The sequence below is a fragment of the Streptomyces sp. NPDC050610 genome, assembly GCF_040654875.1.
Taxonomy (GTDB): Bacteria; Actinomycetota; Actinomycetes; order Streptomycetales; family Streptomycetaceae; genus Streptomyces.
This window is the reverse complement of record NZ_JBFAIV010000047.1, coordinates 1-18,955: the sequence shown is the minus strand read 5'-3', so window position 1 is coordinate 18,955 and position 18,955 is coordinate 1. Positions and strand designations below refer to the sequence as shown.

Annotated in this window: 11 protein-coding genes; 4 read left to right on the top strand and 7 right to left on the bottom strand. The window is 73.2% G+C overall.

Translation table 11 applies throughout. The features are described 5' to 3' along the window. Positions 1-146: 146 nt before the first annotated feature. The 4 genes from AB0I22_RS35810 to AB0I22_RS35795 form a co-directional block, all read right to left on the bottom strand. Complete coding sequence (locus tag AB0I22_RS35810) at positions 147-1,424, bottom strand: PrsW family intramembrane metalloprotease (protein ID WP_363135195.1); 1,278 nt, start codon at positions 1,422-1,424, stop codon at positions 147-149. 352 nt (positions 1,425-1,776) lie between these two features. Beyond that, positions 1,777-2,541, bottom strand: coding sequence for a tRNA (guanosine(46)-N7)-methyltransferase TrmB (gene trmB / locus AB0I22_RS35805; RefSeq protein ID WP_363135222.1), 765 nt, complete (start codon positions 2,539-2,541; stop codon positions 1,777-1,779). A gap of 153 nt (positions 2,542-2,694) precedes the next feature. Continuing rightward, positions 2,695-3,909, bottom strand: a complete 1,215-nt coding sequence (gene lhgO / locus AB0I22_RS35800; RefSeq protein WP_363135194.1) for an L-2-hydroxyglutarate oxidase — start codon at positions 3,907-3,909, stop codon at positions 2,695-2,697. Between the two features lie 601 nt (positions 3,910-4,510). Further along, positions 4,511-5,956, bottom strand: coding sequence for an MFS transporter (locus AB0I22_RS35795; protein WP_363135193.1), 1,446 nt, complete (start codon positions 5,954-5,956; stop codon positions 4,511-4,513). Positions 5,957-6,889: 933 nt separating this feature from the next. On the opposite strand from AB0I22_RS35795, the gene AB0I22_RS35790 reads away from it, so the two are divergent. Beyond that, positions 6,890-9,007, top strand: coding sequence for an asparagine synthase-related protein (locus AB0I22_RS35790; RefSeq protein WP_363135192.1), 2,118 nt, complete (start codon positions 6,890-6,892; stop codon positions 9,005-9,007). Positions 9,008-9,161: 154 nt separating this feature from the next. Here AB0I22_RS35790 and AB0I22_RS35785 read toward each other — a convergent pair whose 3' ends face one another. Both AB0I22_RS35785 and AB0I22_RS35780 read right to left on the bottom strand, forming a co-directional pair. Next, the gene (locus tag AB0I22_RS35785) at positions 9,162-11,471 is read right to left on the bottom strand and encodes a sigma-70 family RNA polymerase sigma factor (RefSeq protein ID WP_363135190.1); all 2,310 of its coding nucleotides are present in this window, start codon (positions 11,469-11,471) and stop codon (positions 9,162-9,164) included. Positions 11,472-11,748: 277 nt separating this feature from the next. Beyond that, positions 11,749-12,516, bottom strand: a complete 768-nt coding sequence (locus AB0I22_RS35780) for a helix-turn-helix domain-containing protein (protein WP_363135189.1) — start codon at positions 12,514-12,516, stop codon at positions 11,749-11,751. A 428-nt stretch (positions 12,517-12,944) separates the two neighbouring features. Between AB0I22_RS35780 and AB0I22_RS35775 the strand changes: the two genes are divergently transcribed. Next, positions 12,945-14,288, top strand: coding sequence for an NAD(P)/FAD-dependent oxidoreductase (locus AB0I22_RS35775; protein WP_363135188.1), 1,344 nt, complete (start codon positions 12,945-12,947; stop codon positions 14,286-14,288). 254 nt (positions 14,289-14,542) lie between these two features. After that, positions 14,543-16,543, top strand: coding sequence for a SpoIIE family protein phosphatase (locus tag AB0I22_RS35770; RefSeq protein WP_363135187.1), 2,001 nt, complete (start codon positions 14,543-14,545; stop codon positions 16,541-16,543). 106 nt (positions 16,544-16,649) lie between these two features. Here AB0I22_RS35770 and AB0I22_RS35765 read toward each other — a convergent pair whose 3' ends face one another. Then, positions 16,650-17,939 (bottom strand): MFS transporter, encoded by a 1,290-nt coding sequence (locus AB0I22_RS35765; protein WP_363135186.1) that lies wholly within the window; start codon positions 17,937-17,939, stop codon positions 16,650-16,652. A gap of 144 nt (positions 17,940-18,083) precedes the next feature. Here AB0I22_RS35765 and AB0I22_RS35760 point away from each other — a divergent pair, with 144 nt between their 5' ends. Beyond that, complete coding sequence (locus tag AB0I22_RS35760) at positions 18,084-18,632, top strand: MarR family transcriptional regulator (RefSeq protein WP_363135185.1); 549 nt, start codon at positions 18,084-18,086, stop codon at positions 18,630-18,632. Positions 18,633-18,955 lie beyond the last annotated feature (323 nt).

The following is an 18,955-nucleotide window of genomic DNA, read 5'->3' as shown; positions in this document are numbered from 1 at the left end:
GATCGTCTGGGGTCTACAAGACAGTAGAACTCTCCAGCCGTTCATGCACGTGGGTTCCTGCCACTGTGGTCTTGCGCGCTGGCTGGTATCTCTTCCACCTGGCGGAGAGGGCATCCACCGTGTCGTGTGTTGTCCTGGAGCCGACGTCAGCGAGGACTGTCAGGCGGGGGATAGATCGGGGGCGCGTACTGGGCCCGGGGGTGACCGTTCCCAAGATATGGCCCAGGCCACAGAGGCTGCGGCATCGCATGAGCCAGAGCCGGCTGGGCTGTCGACTTGCGTTGCCACAGGTGGTGGAGGAGTTCCTGTTCCCTGGCCGTGAAGTCCGGGCCCGTCGCGCCGCGGTAGGCGCGTTGGCGGAGGAAGGCGAGGGAGGTGGCGAAGGAGATGTACTCGGTCACGGCTCGGGCCGCCTCGGGGCCGCCGGTGCGGCGGGCCAGGTGGCGGGCTATGCCGCGGGCGCGCATCGAGGAGAGGGCGATGGGCTCGGGCGGGGTGAGCCAGCCGGCGGCCTGGTAGGCGGGGAGGTGGGTGCGTATGGTCCGTAGCTCGTTCTGGCGGGACCAGACGGTCAGCCAGGTCAGCACGCCGAAGACGGGGACCATGAAGAGCCCGTAGACGATGAGGAAGCCGAGGCCGGGGAGGGTCGAGGCGCCGTTCCAGACGCCGTGCAGGACCATCGCGGTCAGCAGGGCCGCCAGCGGCACCAGGACGCGGAGGAGGCGGCGCCGCGGGGCGAACGTCGCCGCTATGCCGAAGCCGATGCCCGTCATCGAGGTGAAGAGCGGGTGCGCGAACGGCGACATCAGCACGCGGATGAAGAACGTCGCCATCGTGGTCGACTGCATGCCCGAGTAGCCGAAGTTCTGGTCCGAGGCGAAGGCGTTGCCGAGGTAGAGGATGTTCTCGGTGAACGCGAAGCCCGTCGCCGTGATGCCCGCTATGACGACGCCGTCGACGATCCCGTTGAAGTCCCGGCGGCGGAAGAGGAACAGCAGCAGTACGGCCGCGGCCTTCGCCGACTCCTCGATCACCGGCGCGACGAACGTGGCGCCCCACGTATTCGCGTCGGCATGCCGCGACACGTCTATGGTGCTCAGCAGCCATTTCGTGGCGAAGCCGTTGGCCAGCAGCGCGACAAGGGTCGCCGCGCACGCGCCCCAGGTGAACGCGAAGACCAGGTCGCGCCACGGCTTCGGCTCGACCCGGTCCATCCAGCGGAACGCCGCCACCAGCAGCGGTACGGGCAGTACGGCCAGGGCGAGGCCCACCAGGAAGCCCTCGGTGCCCGTCTGCTCGCGTACGAGCGCCAGGATCACCAGTCCGGACAGGGCGAGCAGCAGGATCAGGGCCGTCGCGCGCAGCGCCTTGTTCTCCCACAGCGCCCGGCGCGGCTTGTAGCGCCAGCCGGACGGCGCCGGCACCGCCGCGAACTGCGGGCGCTGCTCGTACGCCGGTATCGGGAGCGGAGCCGCCGGGTACGCGGCCGGTCCGGCACTCGTTCCGGCACTCGGCCCCGGGCCCCAAGAGGTACCCGGGCCCCAAGAGGCACTCGGGTCCTGAGAGGCACCCAGGTCCCGAGAGGCACTCGGGTCCCAGGAGGCGCCCGGGCCCCAGGACGGGCTCGGGCCCCAGGACGGGCTCGGGCCCCAGGGCGGAGCCGCGGCGGAGTGGTCGGTCGGCTGTCGGGGAGGCGGGGACTCAGGCACTCGAAGACCCTAACCAGGGGAGAGTGGGAGATAGTCGGATTATGGCCGACAACCGGGCGATCAGTGCTCAGCGGCGACGGAACAGCAGGTCATGGACCACATAGCCCTTGTCCAGGCCCTGGCCCTCGAACCGGGTCAGCGGCCGGAACTCGGGGCGCGCGGCGTAACCGCCCTCGGGCTGCACGTTCTCGAAGTGCGGATCGGCGTCGAGCACCTCCAGCATCTGCTCCGCGTACGGCTCCCAGTCCGTCGCGCAGTGCAGCACCGCTCCCGGGGCCAGCCGCGTCGCGGCCAGCGCCAGGAACTCCGGCTGGATCAGCCGCCGCTTGTGGTGCCGCTTCTTCGGCCACGGGTCCGGGAAGTACACCCGCATCCCCGCGAGCGCGTCCGGTACGAGCATCTCGCGCAGCAGGATGATCGCGTCGCCGTTGGCCACCCGCACATTGGACAGGCCGTTCCGCTCCGCCAGGCTCAGCAGATTGCCCTGGCCCGGCGTGTGCACATCGCAGGCCAGGATGCCGGTGCCGGGGTCGGCCGCCGCCATCTGCGCCGTCGCCTCGCCCATGCCGAACCCGATCTCCAGGACCACCGGCAGCTCCGGGTCGCCGAAGAGCTCCCCGAGGTCCAGCCGACGCAGCCCGTCGATGTCCAGCCCCCACTTCGGCCACAGGCGGCGCAGCGCGTCGCCCTGGCCCGCCGTTACGCGGCTGCGGCGCGGCTGGAACGAGCGGATGCGGCGCTCATGGTGCGAGCCCGCCGGGTCCGGCGCGGGGCCGTCGGGGAACATCGGCTCGCGGCGGTCGCGGACGCGCCCCTCGTCGGCCTCGGGCACGGCGGGGGCGGCACTGGGGTTCGCAGTGGGGTTCTCGGACACAATCACTCGATTCTACGGAACCTGGGCGGGAGCGAGCCCTGTAGATGGCATGTCTGCCATGTTCATGGCATCCCGTCCCCATCTCGTGCCCTCCACTCGCCCTCGTGCCCGCTACCCGCCCGCCATCGAGGCCAGCGCCCGTCGCGCCACCTCCCTGCCGATCGGCAGCGACGCCGTTGCCGCCGGCGACGGCGCGTTCAGCACATGCACCACCCGCGGCGACTCGGCGAAGAGGAAATCGTCCACGAGCGTCCCGTCCCGCAGCACCGCCTGCGCCCGCACCCCGGCCGCCGCCGGTATCAGATCGTCCTCGGCCACCTCCGGCAGCAGCCGGCGCACCGTCTCCGTGAAGGCCCGCTTGGACAGCGACCGGCGCAGCTCGCCCGCACCATAGCGCCAGTGGCGGCGCGCTATCCGCCACGCGCCGGGGTACCCCAGCGTCCCGGCGAGCTCCCCCGGCCGTACGGTCCGCCAGTCGTACCCCTCGCGGGCCAGGGCGGGAACGGCGTTGGGCCCGACGTGGACGCCCCCGCCGACGCCTCGGGTGAGATGGACGCCCAGGAAGGGGAACGCCGGATCGGGGACCGGGTAGACCAGACCGCGCACCAGGTCCGTACGGGCCGGGGGCAGGTCGAAGTACTCCCCGCGGAACGGCACGATCCGCATGCCCGGATCGTCGCCCGCCAGCCGGGCGACGCGGTCGCAGCGCAGCCCCGCGCAGTTGACCAGGGCCCGCGCCCGTACGACCTCGCCCGCCGCCGTACGGACCGCGACCGCCGACCCGCGCCGGCCGATCACCCGGACCTCCGCCCCGTAGCGAACCGACGCCCCGGCGTCCGTCGCCAGCTCCGCCAGCCGCCGCGCCACCGAGCCGAAGTCGCACACGCCGGTCGTGCCGACGTGGATCGCCGCGAGCCCGCGGACGTGCGGCTCGAACTCCGCTATCTGCGCGGGGCCCAGCTCCCGCACCGGGATGCCGTTCTCCCGGCCGCGCTGGACCAGCGCGTGCAGCCGCGGCAGCTCCGCCCGCTCCGTCGCGACGATCAGCTTGCCCGTGATCTCGTGCGCGATGCCGTGCTCGACGCAGAACTTGACCATCTCCGCCGCGCCCCGCATCGCGAACCGCGCCTTCAGCGACCCCGGCCGGTAATAGATGCCGCTGTGGATCACGCCGCTGTTGCGGCCCGTCTGATGGCGGGCCGGACCGGACTCCTTCTCCAGCACGACCACGCGGGTCCCGGGCGCGGCACGGGTGATCGCATACGCCGTCGACAGGCCGACGATCCCGCCCCCGATCACCAGCACATCGCACTCGTACGCCGCCACCACGTCACCTCCCGCCCCGAATCCCCCGAGGCGCCGCACCGGCCCCTCTCCCAGCGTTCCCCATCATGGCGCGTGCCACTGACAATGCCGCTGACAATGGGGTGAAATCCAAGGGCCGCCCGGGTTCGGACCGCTGCTGCTGGGCCCTCGGCGGCCACGGTCGGCCTTGCCGCGCCCGCTGCCGCCGGGCCTTCGGCGGTCACGCTCAGCCTCGTCGCGATCTCCGTCGCCGGGCCCCCGGCGGCTACGGTCAGCCCCGCCGCGACCACGCCCGCCGGGCTCTGCGCGGCTACGGTCCGCCCCGCCGCGACCACGCCCGCCGGGCCCTACGCGACCCCGGCCGACCGCGCCGCAACCGCCGCCGACCCCGTCGCAACCTCCGCAGCCCATCCCGACGGCCCCCGGCCGCAGCCTCACCCAGCCCGCCCGTCCCGGCAGAGCCCCGCCCCGCACGCCCCGGCCGTCCCGCCTGGGCAGCACTCAGCCACACCCATCCCGCCCGGGCGGCATCCAGCCACGCACACCCCGCCCGGGCGGCGGCACCCAGCCACGCCCGCCAATCCCGTCCCGCCCCCGCAGCACCCAGCCCCGCTCGCCGTCCTCACGCCGGCGTGACCAGCAGCGGCCGCGCCCGCTCCCGCAGCTCGACGACGCGCGGCTCGTCCCCGTACGGCTCCAGCCGGTGCAGCAGGTCGCGCACGTACTCAGTCGTACGGGCCGACGAGATCCGCCCCGCCACTTCCACCGCCCGCGTCCCGGCCGCGCACGCCGCGTCCAGATTGCCCGACTCCAGCTCGGCGACGGCCGAGACGACCAGCCGCAGCCCGTGCGAGCGGACGAATTCCTCCGTAGGCCGGGACAGCGCCTGTTCGGTGAAGCGCTGCACCTGCCGCGGCATTTTCAGGTCGCGGTAGCACTCCGCCGCGTCGGCGGCGAACCGCTCATGGGAGTAGAAGTCGAGCCACGACGGGTCTCCGTCGCCCTGCCGGGCCCGTTCCAGCCACCCCTCGGCGGCCTTCAGCGCCGTGCCGCAGGCGGGGCCGTCGTTCGCCTTCGCGTGTGCGCGCGCCTCGACCAGCCGGAAGAAGCTCATGGTGCGCGCCGTGGCGAGGCCGCGGTTGCGCTCCAGGGCGGCCTGCGCGAGGTCCACGCCCTCGTCCGCGAACCCCCGGTACGTCGCCTGGAGGCTCATCGACGCCAGTACGTACCCCCCGAGCGGCACGTCCGCCGCCGCCCGCGCGAGCCGCAGCGCCTGGATGTAGTAGCGCTGCGCGGCCTCCTGCTGGCCGGTGTCGAAGGCCATCCAGCCGGCCAGCCGGGTCAGTTCGGAGGTGGCGCCGAAGAGCGAACGTCCCACGTCGTCGCTGTACGAGCCGAGGAGCAGCGGCGCGGCGTCGACCCGCAGGCACTCGGGCACCATGGAGGAACGCCAGTCGCCGCCGCCGTACTTGGAGTCCCAGCGGCGCGCGTCGTCCGCCGCCTCGCGCAGTTTGGACACGTCGGAGTGGCCCACGCGCTGGGGTAAGCCGTCCGAGCCGCCGCCCGCGTCCGCCTCTTTGGCGGCCTGGTGCGCCTCGCGCGCCACCGAGCCGTCGGCCGGGGTTATCAGCCAGCGGGACGCCGGGGTGGCGTACGCGCTGACGGAGAAGGAACCGGCCAGGCTCTGCCAGATCCCGCCGCCCCCGCGCCGGCCGGCCAGGTCCAGCCGATAGAGGTCCGTGGCGGCCCGTACGGCCTGGCCGACGTCGCGCGGGAAGGCGAGGCCGACCTCGGGTGCGGGGTCCGCGTCGGCGAGGCCGATCTCGTGCAGGGGCACCGGCCGGCCGAGTTTGCTGCCGATCGCGGCCGCGATCAGGTGGGGCGCGGCCCCCTGGGGCACCATGCCCTTGGACACCCACCGGGCGACCGACGTCTTGTCGTACCGAAGCGTCAATCCGCGCTGCGCGCCCAGGTCGTTGACCCTGCGCGCGAGACCCGCGTTGCTGATCCCCGCGAGGGCGAGTACGGTCCCGAGCTTCTCGTTCGGCCCGCGTAGCTCCCTGGACATACGCACCCCTCGCCAGCACCGACGGCCGCCCCGGCATAGGCGCGAGGCATTCGTAAACCCAGCGTAGTTCCCCGCATCCCGACCGTTAAGAGGTCAAGGCTCGGATGGCGGGAATCTGGTCCACATGCACGTGCAGAGAGGGGCATGTGCTCCGCCTGTGTGTGGCCGTGCGCCTACCGTGCGCTCTGCCCGGGTCGTCGCGGGAGCGCTTCCATGGAAGTTGCGTGGGTCGGCCCGCTGTACTGGATCGAGTGGGCTGGGGGACACCGTCGCCTCATTCCCCGCGGGCGGCGGAACGGTCCGGGGGGCGGAGTCCGCCTCCCGGACTGTGACATCGCGGTCCGGGCATCGGGGACGCGCGCGCCCAAGTAGGGCGCGGCCGAGTTTGGCTGAATATGGCGCATGCCGTTGTGGCCGGCATGCGCGTACGAGCCGAACTCCCGCCCGGGCCGGGGAGGGGGCGGTCCGGCGGGTGACGGCCTGGTGCGCATCGGCCCAATGGGTCGGACCGGGTGTGCGGCAGTCCGGCGCACGGCAGCCCAGTGCGCGACAGCCCGGCCGCCCCTTCCTTTCTCGCGCCCGCATCTTCCGTTCTTATGCGTCTTTTTCGGCCTACTGGCCATTCTTGAGCCCGCGCGGCCCCCATGGACACCCGCCCTCCGTAACCCCAGGGCTACCCGCCCCGCTCCCGCACGCCCCGCGCGCCGCCATCCGGCGCACGCCTCCTACGTGCCTCCGGTGCGCCGCTCACGCGCCCCACTCATGGCAGCATGGACCCAGCACGGTCCATGGCGGTGCGGCATTTCGCCCCAGTTGAGGCCGAGTTGGGTGATAAGGCGCGATCAACACGCTGACCGAGCGATGCCGAAACTGTCAGCCTCTTGTGCATGATGACTGCAAACTGTTGATTGTCCACACCCTGTGGAGGCGGCGATGCGGTGGTTGGTGGGGTGGAGCAGTGCCGCCTCCGGGACCGGTCCCCGTGCTACCCGGCGAGGCGCCGGGGCCGACGGTTCCACGGTGCATCCGGTCGGCGCGCAGCTCCTGTGGGGCGACCCCGACCCGCTGTGGGCAGTCGGGGACTGGCGGCCCGACGAGGTCCGCGTCGTCCAGGCCGACCCCTTCACCCGCCTCGCCGTCCTCGGCTGCTGCGGCGCGAGCGACGAGGAACTGCGCGTCGGCCTGCTGGCGGCGCGCGGGGGCGCACTGCGCCACCTGACGGCGTGGAGCGGCAGTTACACGGCGGTCGCCCAGGTCGGCCGCCGCATCACCGTCGCCGGCGACCTGGCGGGAGCGCGCCCCGTATTCCACACCGAATGGGACCGCGGCACCGCCTACGCCACCGCGGCCCTGCCGCTGGCCGACCTGGCCGAGGCGCAACTGGACGTCGGCCACCTCGCGGCCCTGCTCGCCTGCCCCGACTCCCCGGAGGCGCTCGGCGACGGCACGCCCTACCTCGGGGTGCGGCGCGTGCCGCCCGGCCACGCGCTCGTACTGCGGGACGGCGCCCGCGACATCATCGGTTACGAGCCGACGGCCTCGCTCGCCGTCGCGGCGCCCCAACTCGCCGCCGACGACGCGGTGGCCGGCGTCCGGGAAGCTCTCGTGGAGGCCGTACGGGCGCGACTCGACGCACCGCGGCACGCGCCGGAGACCGAGTTCGGCGACCTCGACCCCGGTCCCGTACCGGGCATGGGCCCGGCGTACCGGCGCGCCTCGCGCGGCGGGCCGGCGCCCGGCATCGGCGCCGACCTGTCCGGAGGCAGCGCCTCCGCGACCCTCGCGCTGCTGGCCGCCGGGCTGCCCGGCGTCCCCGGCACGCTCTTCGGCCACGGCAGCGGAGCGGGCGAGCGGCTGCTCGCCGTCACCTTCAACGACCTCGCGACCGGCAACGGCCGCTCCCGCCAGGCCGAGTTGGAACGGGCCCGCGCCATCGCCGACAACCCCCGGCTGCACCACGTCGTCGTCACCGCGGGCGAAGAGGCGCTCCCCTACGCCGACCTGGAGTCCGGGCCCCTCACCGACGAACCCGGCCCCTCCCTCGTCACCGCCGAACGCCACCGCCGGCGCCTCACCGCGGGCAGCGCCGACCATCTCGTGGGCCACGGCGCCCGCCAGGTGCTCGACGCCCACCCGGCGCGCCTCGCCGACCTGCTGATGGACCGCCGCCGCCGGCATCTGCTGCGCCCCGTCTCGGCGCTCGCGCGCGCGGACGGGCCCGCCGCGCACTCCTTTTTCGTCCCGTTCACCGTCTACCGCGCGGCGCGCAAGCTGGCCCGTACGTCCTACAAGGACGGTCTGGAGGCCGCCGCCGGGCGGCTCCTGGAGGCCGGCCATCCGGGCTCGGAGCTGGAGCCCGTCGTCCCCGGGGCCGTGGGCGCCTCCCTGGCCGCCCTCACCTGGTTCCGGCCGGGCCCCGCCGCGCGCTGGCTCACGGGCGAGGCGCTTGCTGAAGTATCGGTTCGCCTGGGGACCGCCGCGGCCCGCCCCGGCGGCCTCCGGCGCCCCGGCGAACGCCGCGCCTCCGCCGCCCTGGCCCGGCACGCCGCCGACCACCGGATCTTCGAGCAGGCCGCGGAGGTGCGCAGCCAGCGCCTGCACGCGCCGTTCCTCGACAACCAGGTCGTACGGGCCTGCCGCGCGCTCCCCGAGTCGCTCCGCGTGCAACCGGGGGCGCGCGCTTCCGTCCTACGCGCCGTCCTGGCCGGCTCGGGCATCCGCGAACTGCCGCCCGGCTGGGGCGCCACCTCTCACGCCTCCCATGCGGCAGCGGTACGGGCGGGGCTGCGGATGTCCGTGGGACGCCTGGTGGAAATATTTGAGACACCGCTGCTGGCCGACGCCGGGCTGGTCGAGGCGCGAGTGGTCCGCAAGGCCCTGCGCGCGGCGGCCGAGGGCGAAATCCTGCCGCTCGACGGGCTGGCGGAACTGGTCTCCACCGAACTGTGGCTGCGCCGCCTGCTCTCCCGCCGCGGCAGCTGCTGGACGGGCTCGGAAGCGCCCCGGCAGCGGGCGGTCGCGGGCGGGGTCATGCCGCGGCCCACCTTGTGAGCGGTTTCTGATACGAGCCGGGGGCGGGCTCTGACGCGGGCCGGGGACGGGGCGGGGCGCGGCACCCGCCGCCGGGGGCGGACGAGCCCTCTCGCGTACGTCCGCCCGCATATCGCGTCCGCCCGAACCGGGCCCGTCCGTCCTCCGCCCGCCCCTACCGGCAGTTGAGCCGGGACTGAGCCCAGTCGGCGACCGCGACCGTGCTCATCGCGGACGTCGACTCCACGACCAGCCGTATCGTCTTGCGGCCCGTCAGCGGCACATGCACCGGCACCGCCGGGTCCCCGCCGTGCACCACACCCGACCGCCACAGCCGCGCCGCGTCCCCGAACACCGAGAACCGGACCTCGCCCAGGCCCAGCGTCATGTCGTCCACCCCGGCCACCGCGTCGTACGACGAGCAGGGGCGGTTGAGGTCGATGGTCACCGACGACGGGGCGTGCACGGTGACCCCGTGCCCGTACTTCGTGTCGTTGATGCGCAGGCCCCAGCGCTGCCACAGCCAACTGCTCGCGCCCGGCCGCACCTCCGGCTTCGTGCCGTCGCCCAGCCCCGCGTACCGCAACGTGTTGAGCTGGTAGGCGGCCGGAGCGGGCGCCGGGGGAGTGGGCTTGGGCGTCGGCTTCGGTGACGGCGGCTCTGGTTTCGGCGTCGGCTTCGGGGGCGGTGGTTTCGGCGCGGGCGGCTTGGGCTCGGGTTTCGCCGGCGTCGGTTTCGGGGGTGGCGGCTTGGGTTTCGGCGATGGCTTCGGCGGCGGCGGTTTGGCGGCCGGAGGCTTGGGCTTGGGCGTCGGTTCGGGAGCCGGTACGACCGGTGCCGCGGTGGGCTTGGCCTGTGGCTTCTTCGGCGGGTCGGGGTGGCCGCTGGTCAGCGCGTAGGCGAGGACCGCGCCCGCGGCGACCACCGCTGCCGCCCCGATCCCGATCTTCGCGGGCGCGCCGAGCCCCTCGCTCGCGGCGGCGCCGCCCGCCACCCCGCCCGCCGAACCTCCTGCCACCCCGCCCGCTGCCCCGCCCGCCGAACCTCCTGCCGCGCCGCCCCCGGTGGCGGCGGCCGCGACCCCCGCGCCCGCGGCGGCACCGGCGCCGGCCAGCCCCACGGCGGCGCCGGCGGCGGCCTTGACCGTGTACGCGGCGGCGAACCACCCGATGACGGCGACCGGCAGCAGCAGGCGGATGCGCTCGTTGACGTCCGCGACCTCCAGGGCCGCGGTGCGGCACTTCGCGCAGTCCTCCAGATGCTTGCGCAGCCCCCGCTCGGCGCGCATCCGCAGCCCGCCGCGCGCGTACGCGCCGAGCCGGTCCGCGTACCGGGCGCAGTCGCCGCCCGACGTCAGGGACGTGTTCACATGGGCCTGGAGATACGCCTGCTTGAGGCCCTCGCGCGCCCGGTGCGCCAGTACCGCCGTCGCGTTGGCCGTCAGCCCGAGCAGCGGCGCCACCTCGCTGGGCGACTCCTCCTCGACGGTGGTGTGCCACAGCACGGTCTGCCAGCGCGGCGGCAGGCTGCGGAACGCCTGCACGGCCAGCGACGCCTCGGCCTCCTGCATGGCCCGTACGTCCGCGCCCAGGTCGAGCGTCTCCTCGTCCGAGGCCGAGGTGCGGGCCGAGGACGAGGCGAACACCGCGAAGTCCTCGACCAGTTGCTCCCGCTTGGCGGTCTTGCCCCACGCCGCGGCGACCCGCCGCACCGTGGTCAGCAGGTACGCGCGCACGGCGGAGTCCGGGCCCGCGCCGCGCTGCACGGCCTGCAGCGTCCGCGCGAAGACCTCGTTGGTCAGGTCCTCCGCGGTGTGGTCGTCCCGGCAGCAGCTACGGGCGTACCGGCGGACCGAGTCGGCGTGCCGCCGGTACAACTCCTCATACGCCGCGTTGGCGTGCGCGGCGTCCGCGTCCAGCGCGCCGCCCCGCATACGGGCCACCAACTCGGTGTCCGACGGCGGTGCTGCCGAGCCGTCGCCGTCCTCACCGTCGATGCCGCCGCCGACGCCACCGCCGACCGCGCCACTGCGGCTCGCGCCATCGCGGCCCGTACCGCTGCCGCTGCTGTCTGCGCCGCCGCTACGTGCGGGGTCACCACTACCTGCGGCGCTGCCGTCCGAGGCGCTACGGCCCGCAGTGTCGCGGTCCGAGGCGCTGCGGCCCGTATCGCCGCCCGTGTCACCGCTGCCGGCGGCGTCCCCGAGGGAGCCGCCGCGGTTCCGCTGCTGCGGCACGCTCGGTTCGGCGTTGCCTGCGGTGCCCTCCGTGCTCTCGGACGCGCCCGAACTGCCGGACGAGCCCGAGCCGCTCGGAACACCCGAACCACCGGACACGTTCGAACCGCCAGGCGCGCCCGAGCCGCCGGGAGCTTCCGAGCGACTCGGTCCGCCCGCGAACGGGCCTCCCTGGCTCGGCACTTGAGGAGCCGAACTCGCGCCCGGTTCCCCGCTCCCGCGCGGCTCGTCCCGCCCGTCAACACCCATCGCGGAGGCCCCCGTACACGCCGTCGCTCCCGAACACCGGGCAAGCGTGCCATACGGTCGGTCACCACAACCCCGCCTGGGAAAGCAACCACTCATCCGGGGTGTTTTCGCACACCGGAGCAGTAACCATCACCCATTCGGGGCAGGATCGTCGGACGGGCTGGGCGCGAGCACTACCCCACGGGGCCATGTGCATGAGCCCACAGGCGCGAGCACTACCCCGCGGGCCATGTGCGCTGCGCCCGTGGACGCGAGCATGAGCCCACGGGCGCGAACATCACCTCGCGGGCCGTGAACGCAGACCTTCCAGCAGGATGTCCAGCAGCCGTGCCGACGCCGCCGCCTGCTGCGCCGCGTCGGGCAGCGAAGGCGCTGCCGTGGCGATCACCAGCAGAACGTCCGCGACCGTCACGTCCGCGCGCAGTTCACCCGCGGCCCGGGCCCGGTCCACGAGCTGCCCCACGACCTCCAGCAGCGCCGCCGCCCCCGCGTCGTCCTGTTCCTCGACGACGACGGGCCGCGGTTCGACGAGCCGCAGTTCGTGCAGCTGGTTGATCGAGGACCCCGGCTGCCGCTGCTGCGGCACCCGCGCCTCGACCGAGTGCGCGGCCCTGGCCTCCTCGGCCGCGGCCTCGGAGTCCACGTCGACGCCGACCCGCAGCACCTGCGGCGGCAGCAGCCGCCCGGCGCCCGACGCCACCGACGTGCGCAGGAAACGGGACAGCGCCGACCACGGCTCGTCCTCCTGCCCCAGCGCGGCCCGCGCCTGTTCGGTCAGGCGCGCGGTCTCCTCCTCGGCTATCCGCCGGACCAGCACGTCCTTGCTCGGGAACCTGCGGTACACGGTCCCGACGCCGACTCGGGCGCGGCGTGCCACGTCCTCCATCGGCGCGCCGTACCCGAGCTCGCCGAAGACCTCGCGAGCTGCCCGGAGTACGTGTTCGAGATTGCGCTGTGCGTCCACACGCAAAGGCGTGTGACGGCTGCCATTGGCGTCGGACGACGCGACAGCAGCAGCCGACCAATGAGATCCCTGAATGTGCATAAGCATTCCCCCGGTAATGACGTCTCCCCCCGGAGACTCCCCGCCCTGACTGTCGAGGCGTGTCTCACCACCCCGACCAGGTACGAACATAGTTGAGCCCGCGTCAAGAAAGAAGGGGGAGTTCCGCACGGACCGCCCCACGATCGGCGTACCGAACCGATCAGTCCGGATTCGCCGCTCACCAACCGCCCCATGGCCTGCTGCTGACCTGCGGGCTTTCCCGACGGCGCGGCGGCCGGACGCCGGACCGCGCCCCTCCGGCACCGGTCATACATTTCGCCGGGCCTGTGGACAAATTCTTGTTGCCGGTGCGTCATGGGAGGGTGCTGTGCTTTCCCGGGGTCACAGCATCCGATAGCGGCCGAGCCGCGCCGGGCCCGTCGGCCGGGCACCCCCTCGGGCTGGGCGACATCGCGAGGAGATCCTCTGTGAAGGAACCGGCGCGCATTCTCATCGTCGGCGGCGGCTACGTAGGGATGTACACGGCACTCCGCCTCCAGCGGAAGCTGAAATCGGGCGAAGCGCAGGTCACCGTGGTGGACCCGGAGCCGTACATGACGTACCAGCCCTTCCTCCCCGAGGCCGCGGCCGGCTCCATCTCCCCGCGCCACGTCGTCGTCCCACTGCGCCGCACCCTGCCCAAATGCCAGGTCGTCGTCGGCGAGGCCACGGCCATCGACCACGCGAAGCGCACCGCGAGCGTCAAGACCCTCGCCACCGACGAGGAGGGCACCGGCGCCGTCGAGCTCCGCTACGACGAGCTGGTCCTCGCCCCCGGCTCCGTGTCGCGCACCCTCCCGATCCCGGGCCTGGCCGAATTCGGCATCGGCTTCAAGACCGTCGAAGAGGCCATCGGGCTCCGCAACCACGTGCTCGAACAGCTCGACATCGCGTCCTCCACCCGCGACCCCGAAGTCCGCGACGCGGCCCTGACCTTCGTCTTCGTCGGCGGCGGCTACGCGGGCGTCGAAGCCCTCGCCGAGCTGGAGGACATGGCGCGCTACGCCGCCCGCTATTACCACAACATCCACCCCGACGACGCGCGGTTCATCCTCGTCGAGGCCACCGGCCGCATCCTCCCCGAGGTCGGCCCGGAGATGGGCGAGTACGCCGTACGGGAGCTGCGCGGCCGCAACATCGACGTGCGGCTCGACACCCGCCTCGACTCCTGCGAGGGCCGGATCGCGGTGCTCAGCGACGGCTCGCGCTTCCCCGCCCGCACGGTCGTATGGACGGCCGGCGTCAAACCGCACCCCGTCCTCGCCGCCACCGGCCTGCCGCTCGACGGCCGCGGCCGGCTCGCCTGCACCGCGGCGCTCCAGGTGGCGGGCGTTGAGCACGCCTGGGCCGCCGGGGACGCCGCCGCCGTCCCGGACCTGACGGCCGACGAGCCGGGCAAGGAGTGCGCGCCCAACGCCCAACACGCCGTACGCCAGGCGCGAGTCCTCGCGGACAACCTCGTCTCCTCCCTACGGGGCGAGCCCGTCCGCGACTACGCGCACAAATACGTCGGCTCCGTCGCCTCCCTGGGCCTCCACAAGGGCGTGGCGCGCCTCTACGGGCGGCAGCTCAAGGGCTACCCCGCCTGGCTCATGCACCGCGTCTACCACCTCAGCCGCGTTCCCACTTTCAACCGCAAGGCGCGCGTGCTCGCCGAGTGGTCCCTCGCCGGGCTCTTCAAACGTGAGATCGTCTCGCTCGGCTCCCTGGAGAACCCGCGCGCCGAGTTCGAGCTCGCCGCGGGCACGGGGCGCCACCCGGAAGGCACTTGACCCCACCCGGCCGGAGCCGGGAACTCCACCCGGACGACCGGCGTCTGACGGATGTCAGTCCGGTCGGTCACACTGGACGTGTGACCATGGGTGGGCTCGTACCTGCGAAGAGTGACAACCACGAGGACAGTGACAAGCACGAGGATTCGGACGTTTGCTGCCTTCCCTTGGAGAACTCCCCCCCCCCCCCACAACCCCGGCCGGGCCACCGTGCAGGTGTGCAGCCCAGTAACGACACCACGAGGTAATCCTCTGTGAACTTCACCCGCTGGAGCGCCCGGCTCCCCGGAACCCAACGCCGCGCCGCGGCGCGCACCGACCGCGGTACGGGGCCGTCGCAGACCCCGAACACGACGAGCGGCGGCGCCAACGGCTCCGTGCCCGCCGCCAGGGCCGAGACCGTGCCGAGGACCCGTCCGTCCGCCGTCGACGGGGCCGCCGCCGGCGCGACACGCCGGACCGCCATCGCGACCGCGGACGACCCCGCGGCCGAGGGCCCCGTCCCCACCCTCGACGGGCTCTCCGTCCACGACGTCCTCGGCCAGGTCCCCGCCCTCGTCGCCGTCGTCTACGGCCCGGAGCACCGCGTCGCGTACGTCAACGACGCCTACGCCGCGCTCTTCGGCCACCGCGCCCCCGGAGCCCCGGCCCGTACGGCCCTCCCGGAGCTCGAATCGCTCGGGCTGCTGCCCCTCATGGACCAGGTCCTGCGCAGCGGCAAGCCGCGCACGGTCAAGTCCCGCCGGGTCACCGCCGAAGGCGGCGACACGCCGCGCCACGGCTACTACACGTTCACCTGCACCCCGATCGAGGTCGGGGCCGCCGGCGCCGCTCCTGCCCCGGCCACCGCGCGCCCGCCCGACCCGGCGACCGGGAACGGCGCCCTGCCGCATGAGCGCAATGGGGTGCACGGGAAGGGTGAGGCGAGTGATTCGTACGAGTCCACCGAATCGCATGGACCTCATGAGCCGCATGGACCCCACAAGTCGCACAGCTCACCCGAATCGCACAACTCGCCCGAGTCGCACGACGGACGCGAGTCGCACGGCCCGAGCGAGCCCTACCAAGGGGTGCTCGTCTTCGCCGCCGACGTCACCGACCAGATCGAATCCGCCGAGCGGCTGCGCGCCAGCGAGCGCCGCCAGCGCGAGGCCGCCGTCACCCTCCAGCGCAGCCTGCTGCCCCAGGAGCTGGAACAACCCGACGACCTGCGCGTCGCCGCCACCTACCAGCCCGGCGGCACCGAGGCCGCCGTAGGCGGCGACTGGTACGACGTCATCACCCTCGGCGCCGGCCGTACCGCCCTGGTCATCGGCGACGTCATGGGCCGCGGAGTGCGCGCCGCCGCCGTCATGGGCCAGCTCCGTACGGCCGTACGGGCCTACGCCCGGCTCGACCTCCCGCCGCACGAGGTCCTCCAGCTCCTCGACGGCCTCGCCGCCGAGATCGACGCCAGCCAGATCGCCACCTGCGTCTACGCGGTCCACGACCCCAACGAAGGCCGCCTCGTCTACGCCTCCGCGGGCCACCTGCCCATCCTCGTCCGCGACCCCGACGGCACCGTCCGCCGCGCGGCCGAGCCCACCGGCCCGCCGCTCGGCACCGGCGGCTGGGTGCACACCTCCGGCTCCGTGCCGCTGGGCCCCGGCGCCAGCGCCGTCCTCTATACGGACGGCCTGGTGGAGCGCCGCGACGAGGACATCGACACCGGCGTCGCCTCCCTGGAGCGCGCCTTCGCCGGCGCCACCGGTTCGCCGCAGGTCATGTGCGACCGGCTGCTCCGCGCCCTCGGCATCACCGCGGAGCACGACGACGACGTCGCCGTGCTCGTGCTCCAGCACCCCGCCCGTACCGGCCACGACGCCGAGCTGTTCCACAACGCCGCGCTGGAGCTGCTGGGCGGCATCGAGGCGGCCCCGCGCGCCCGCGCCTTCGCCTCGGGCGTACTGGCCAGCTGGCGCTTCCCCACCGAGCTGCGCGACCTCGGCGTACTGGCCGCCAGCGAGCTCGTCGCCAACAGCCTCCAGCACGGCACCCCGCCCATGCGGCTGAGACTGCGCCGCACGGACCGCCGCCTGATAATCGAGGTCACCGACGGAGACGACCACCTGCCGCGCCGCCGCAAGCCCGAGCCGGCCGACGAGGCGGGCCGCGGCATCTCGATCATCGCCACCATCGCCTCCTCCTGGGGCTCCCGCCGCACCCCGGGCGGCGGAAAAGCCGTCTGGTGCGAATTCGCCCTCCCCACGGGGTGAGCGGGGCGGCCGGAACAGCGGCCCGTACGGGCGTACGCGCACACGACAGTGGCCCGGAAGCGTCGGCTTTCCGGGCCACGAGGCCGTACGTGCGGCAGGGGCCGCGTCAGGCGGCCACGGCGACCGACTCCGGCGACTCCGCCGCCTGGGCCTGCGCCGCCTGCGCCCGCAGCGGGTTGTCCTGCCGTACGGACAGCCGCCGCCCCAGCCGCAGCGCGAGCGCGCTGATCCCGAGCGAGCAGACGATCAGCATCCCTATATAGGCGACGTACATGCCGCCCCCGGCCATCAGCCCGCCGACGGCCGGGCCGAGCGCCAGCGCGAGCTGCTTCACCAGAGCGAAGGCCGAGTTGTACTGACCGACCAGCCGCGCCGGCGCCAGGTCGGCCACCAGCGGCGCCATCGTCGGCGACAGCATCGACTCGCCCAGTCCGAAGAGCGCGTACGTCGAGATGAGCAGGGTGGTGGCGACGGCCTGCGCCCCGTGCACCAGGCCCGAGACCCCGGCCGCGACCCACGCCACGGTCCAGACCAGCCCGACCAGCGCGATGACCCGGCTGCGCCGCCGCCGCTCGACGAGCTTCAGCACGACGAACTGCGCCAGCACGATGGCGGCCGTGTTGGCGGCCAGCGCCACGCCCAGCGTCGCGGGGGAGATCCGGGTGACCTCGACGGCGTACGCGGACAGGCCCGACTCGAACTGCCCGTAGCAGGCGAAGAACATCACGAAGCCCAGCACGCACAGCTGCACCATCGCCCGGTCCGAGAGCAGCGTCCGCCAGCCGCCCGTGGCGGCCTCCTGCGACACCGAGTCCTCGACCTTCGCCGTGTTCGGCAGCTTCACGGTCGCCAGGATCGCGCCCAGCACCAGGAACATCGCGGACTCGATCGCGAACAGCCGCACGAAGCTCGACGGGTCCGAGGTGTCCACCAGCTGACCGCCGAGCAGTCCGCCGACGCCGAGCCCGAGGTTGTTCAGGAAGAACTGCATCGCGAAGGAGCGCGACCGGGTCGCCGGGGTGGAGCACCACACGATCATCGTGGCCAGCGCCGGCTGGATGACCGCGATGCCCGCGCCCAGCAGGGCGGCGGCGGCGATGGCCAGCGGCTCGGTCTCGGCGAGTCCGAGGCCCAGCGATCCGATGGCGGCGGAGACCGTACCGACGACGGCGACCGGCAGCGGACCCCGCCGGTCGATGGCGGAACCGGTGAAGGGCAGCACGGCGAGCGCGGCCACGGCGAACGTCGCGAGCACGATGCCTGCCGTGCTCGCGCCGAGATCCCGCACCTGAGAGACATAGATGAACAGGAAGGGGACGGTGAAGCCGTTGCCGAACGCACTCAGTGCGTTGCCCAGCTGAATCCGGCGCAGCGCTGCGCCCATCGCGGTGGTCACGCTCACCTCCTAGGTAGGTGAGGAGTGGGGGAAGAGGGGGAGGAGTCCACAGTCCAAGCCTGAAGACTTCAACACTAAAGTTCGAAGCTAAAGAGTACATATCAAAGGGCTTTAACGCCAATCACTCGTGTCATACTGCGGCGCATGGCTGACACCCCCGGCCCACCAGAGCCGAGCCTCGACGAACAGATCGCTGCCTACCAGCGAGAGTTCCATGACCTAGATCCGCAGGTGGAGAAGGTCGTCTCGGCCCTGAGCCGCCTCAACCGCCGCATGAACGTCGCCTACGGGCGACAGACCGCCGACCTCGGCATCAGCAACACCGAGTGGGAGGTGCTCAAGGCCCTCGTACTGGCCGGCGAGCCCTACCGCCTGGGCCCCGGCGAGCTGGCGAAGCGCCTCGGACTGACCCCGGCCGCCATGACCCACCGCATCGACCGGATGGTCGGGGAGGGGCTCGTCACGCGGGAGCGCGACGAGAACAACCGGGTCCGCGTCATCATCGGCATCACGAGCGAAGGCCGCGGCAAGTGGCTGGAGGCGATGCGGCTGGCGACCGTCTTCGAGGGCGATCTCCTCCAGGACCTCTCGGGCGACGAGCGCGCGATGCTCGGCGAGATGCTCACCCGGCTGCTGCGCCGCGTGGAGGACGCCCAGCCGGACGCCGGCGGGCGCCTGACCGACCTCGACTGAGACCGACTGGGGCGGGTTGACACGGCTGGGGCCCGTCCGTAGTGTTCTCCGAGTTGCCACGGAGCCGTAACGGTTCTTCGGCAGCCACCTCAGCCGCACCGGCGGCAAATCACTACAGCACGGCCCCTGAACGGGACAGATTTCGGCATGCCGGAATTCGGACCACGGACTCGATTATGAGTCACCAGGGAAATCCGCTAAAGTAGTGACCACGCCGGAAGGCGCGAGAAACCCCCTCCAACGGGGACCGGAGAAAGAATTCCGACCGGAAACGGAACGGAAAACGGATCTGGTAGGGTTGGAAACGCGAAGAAGCCGAAAGG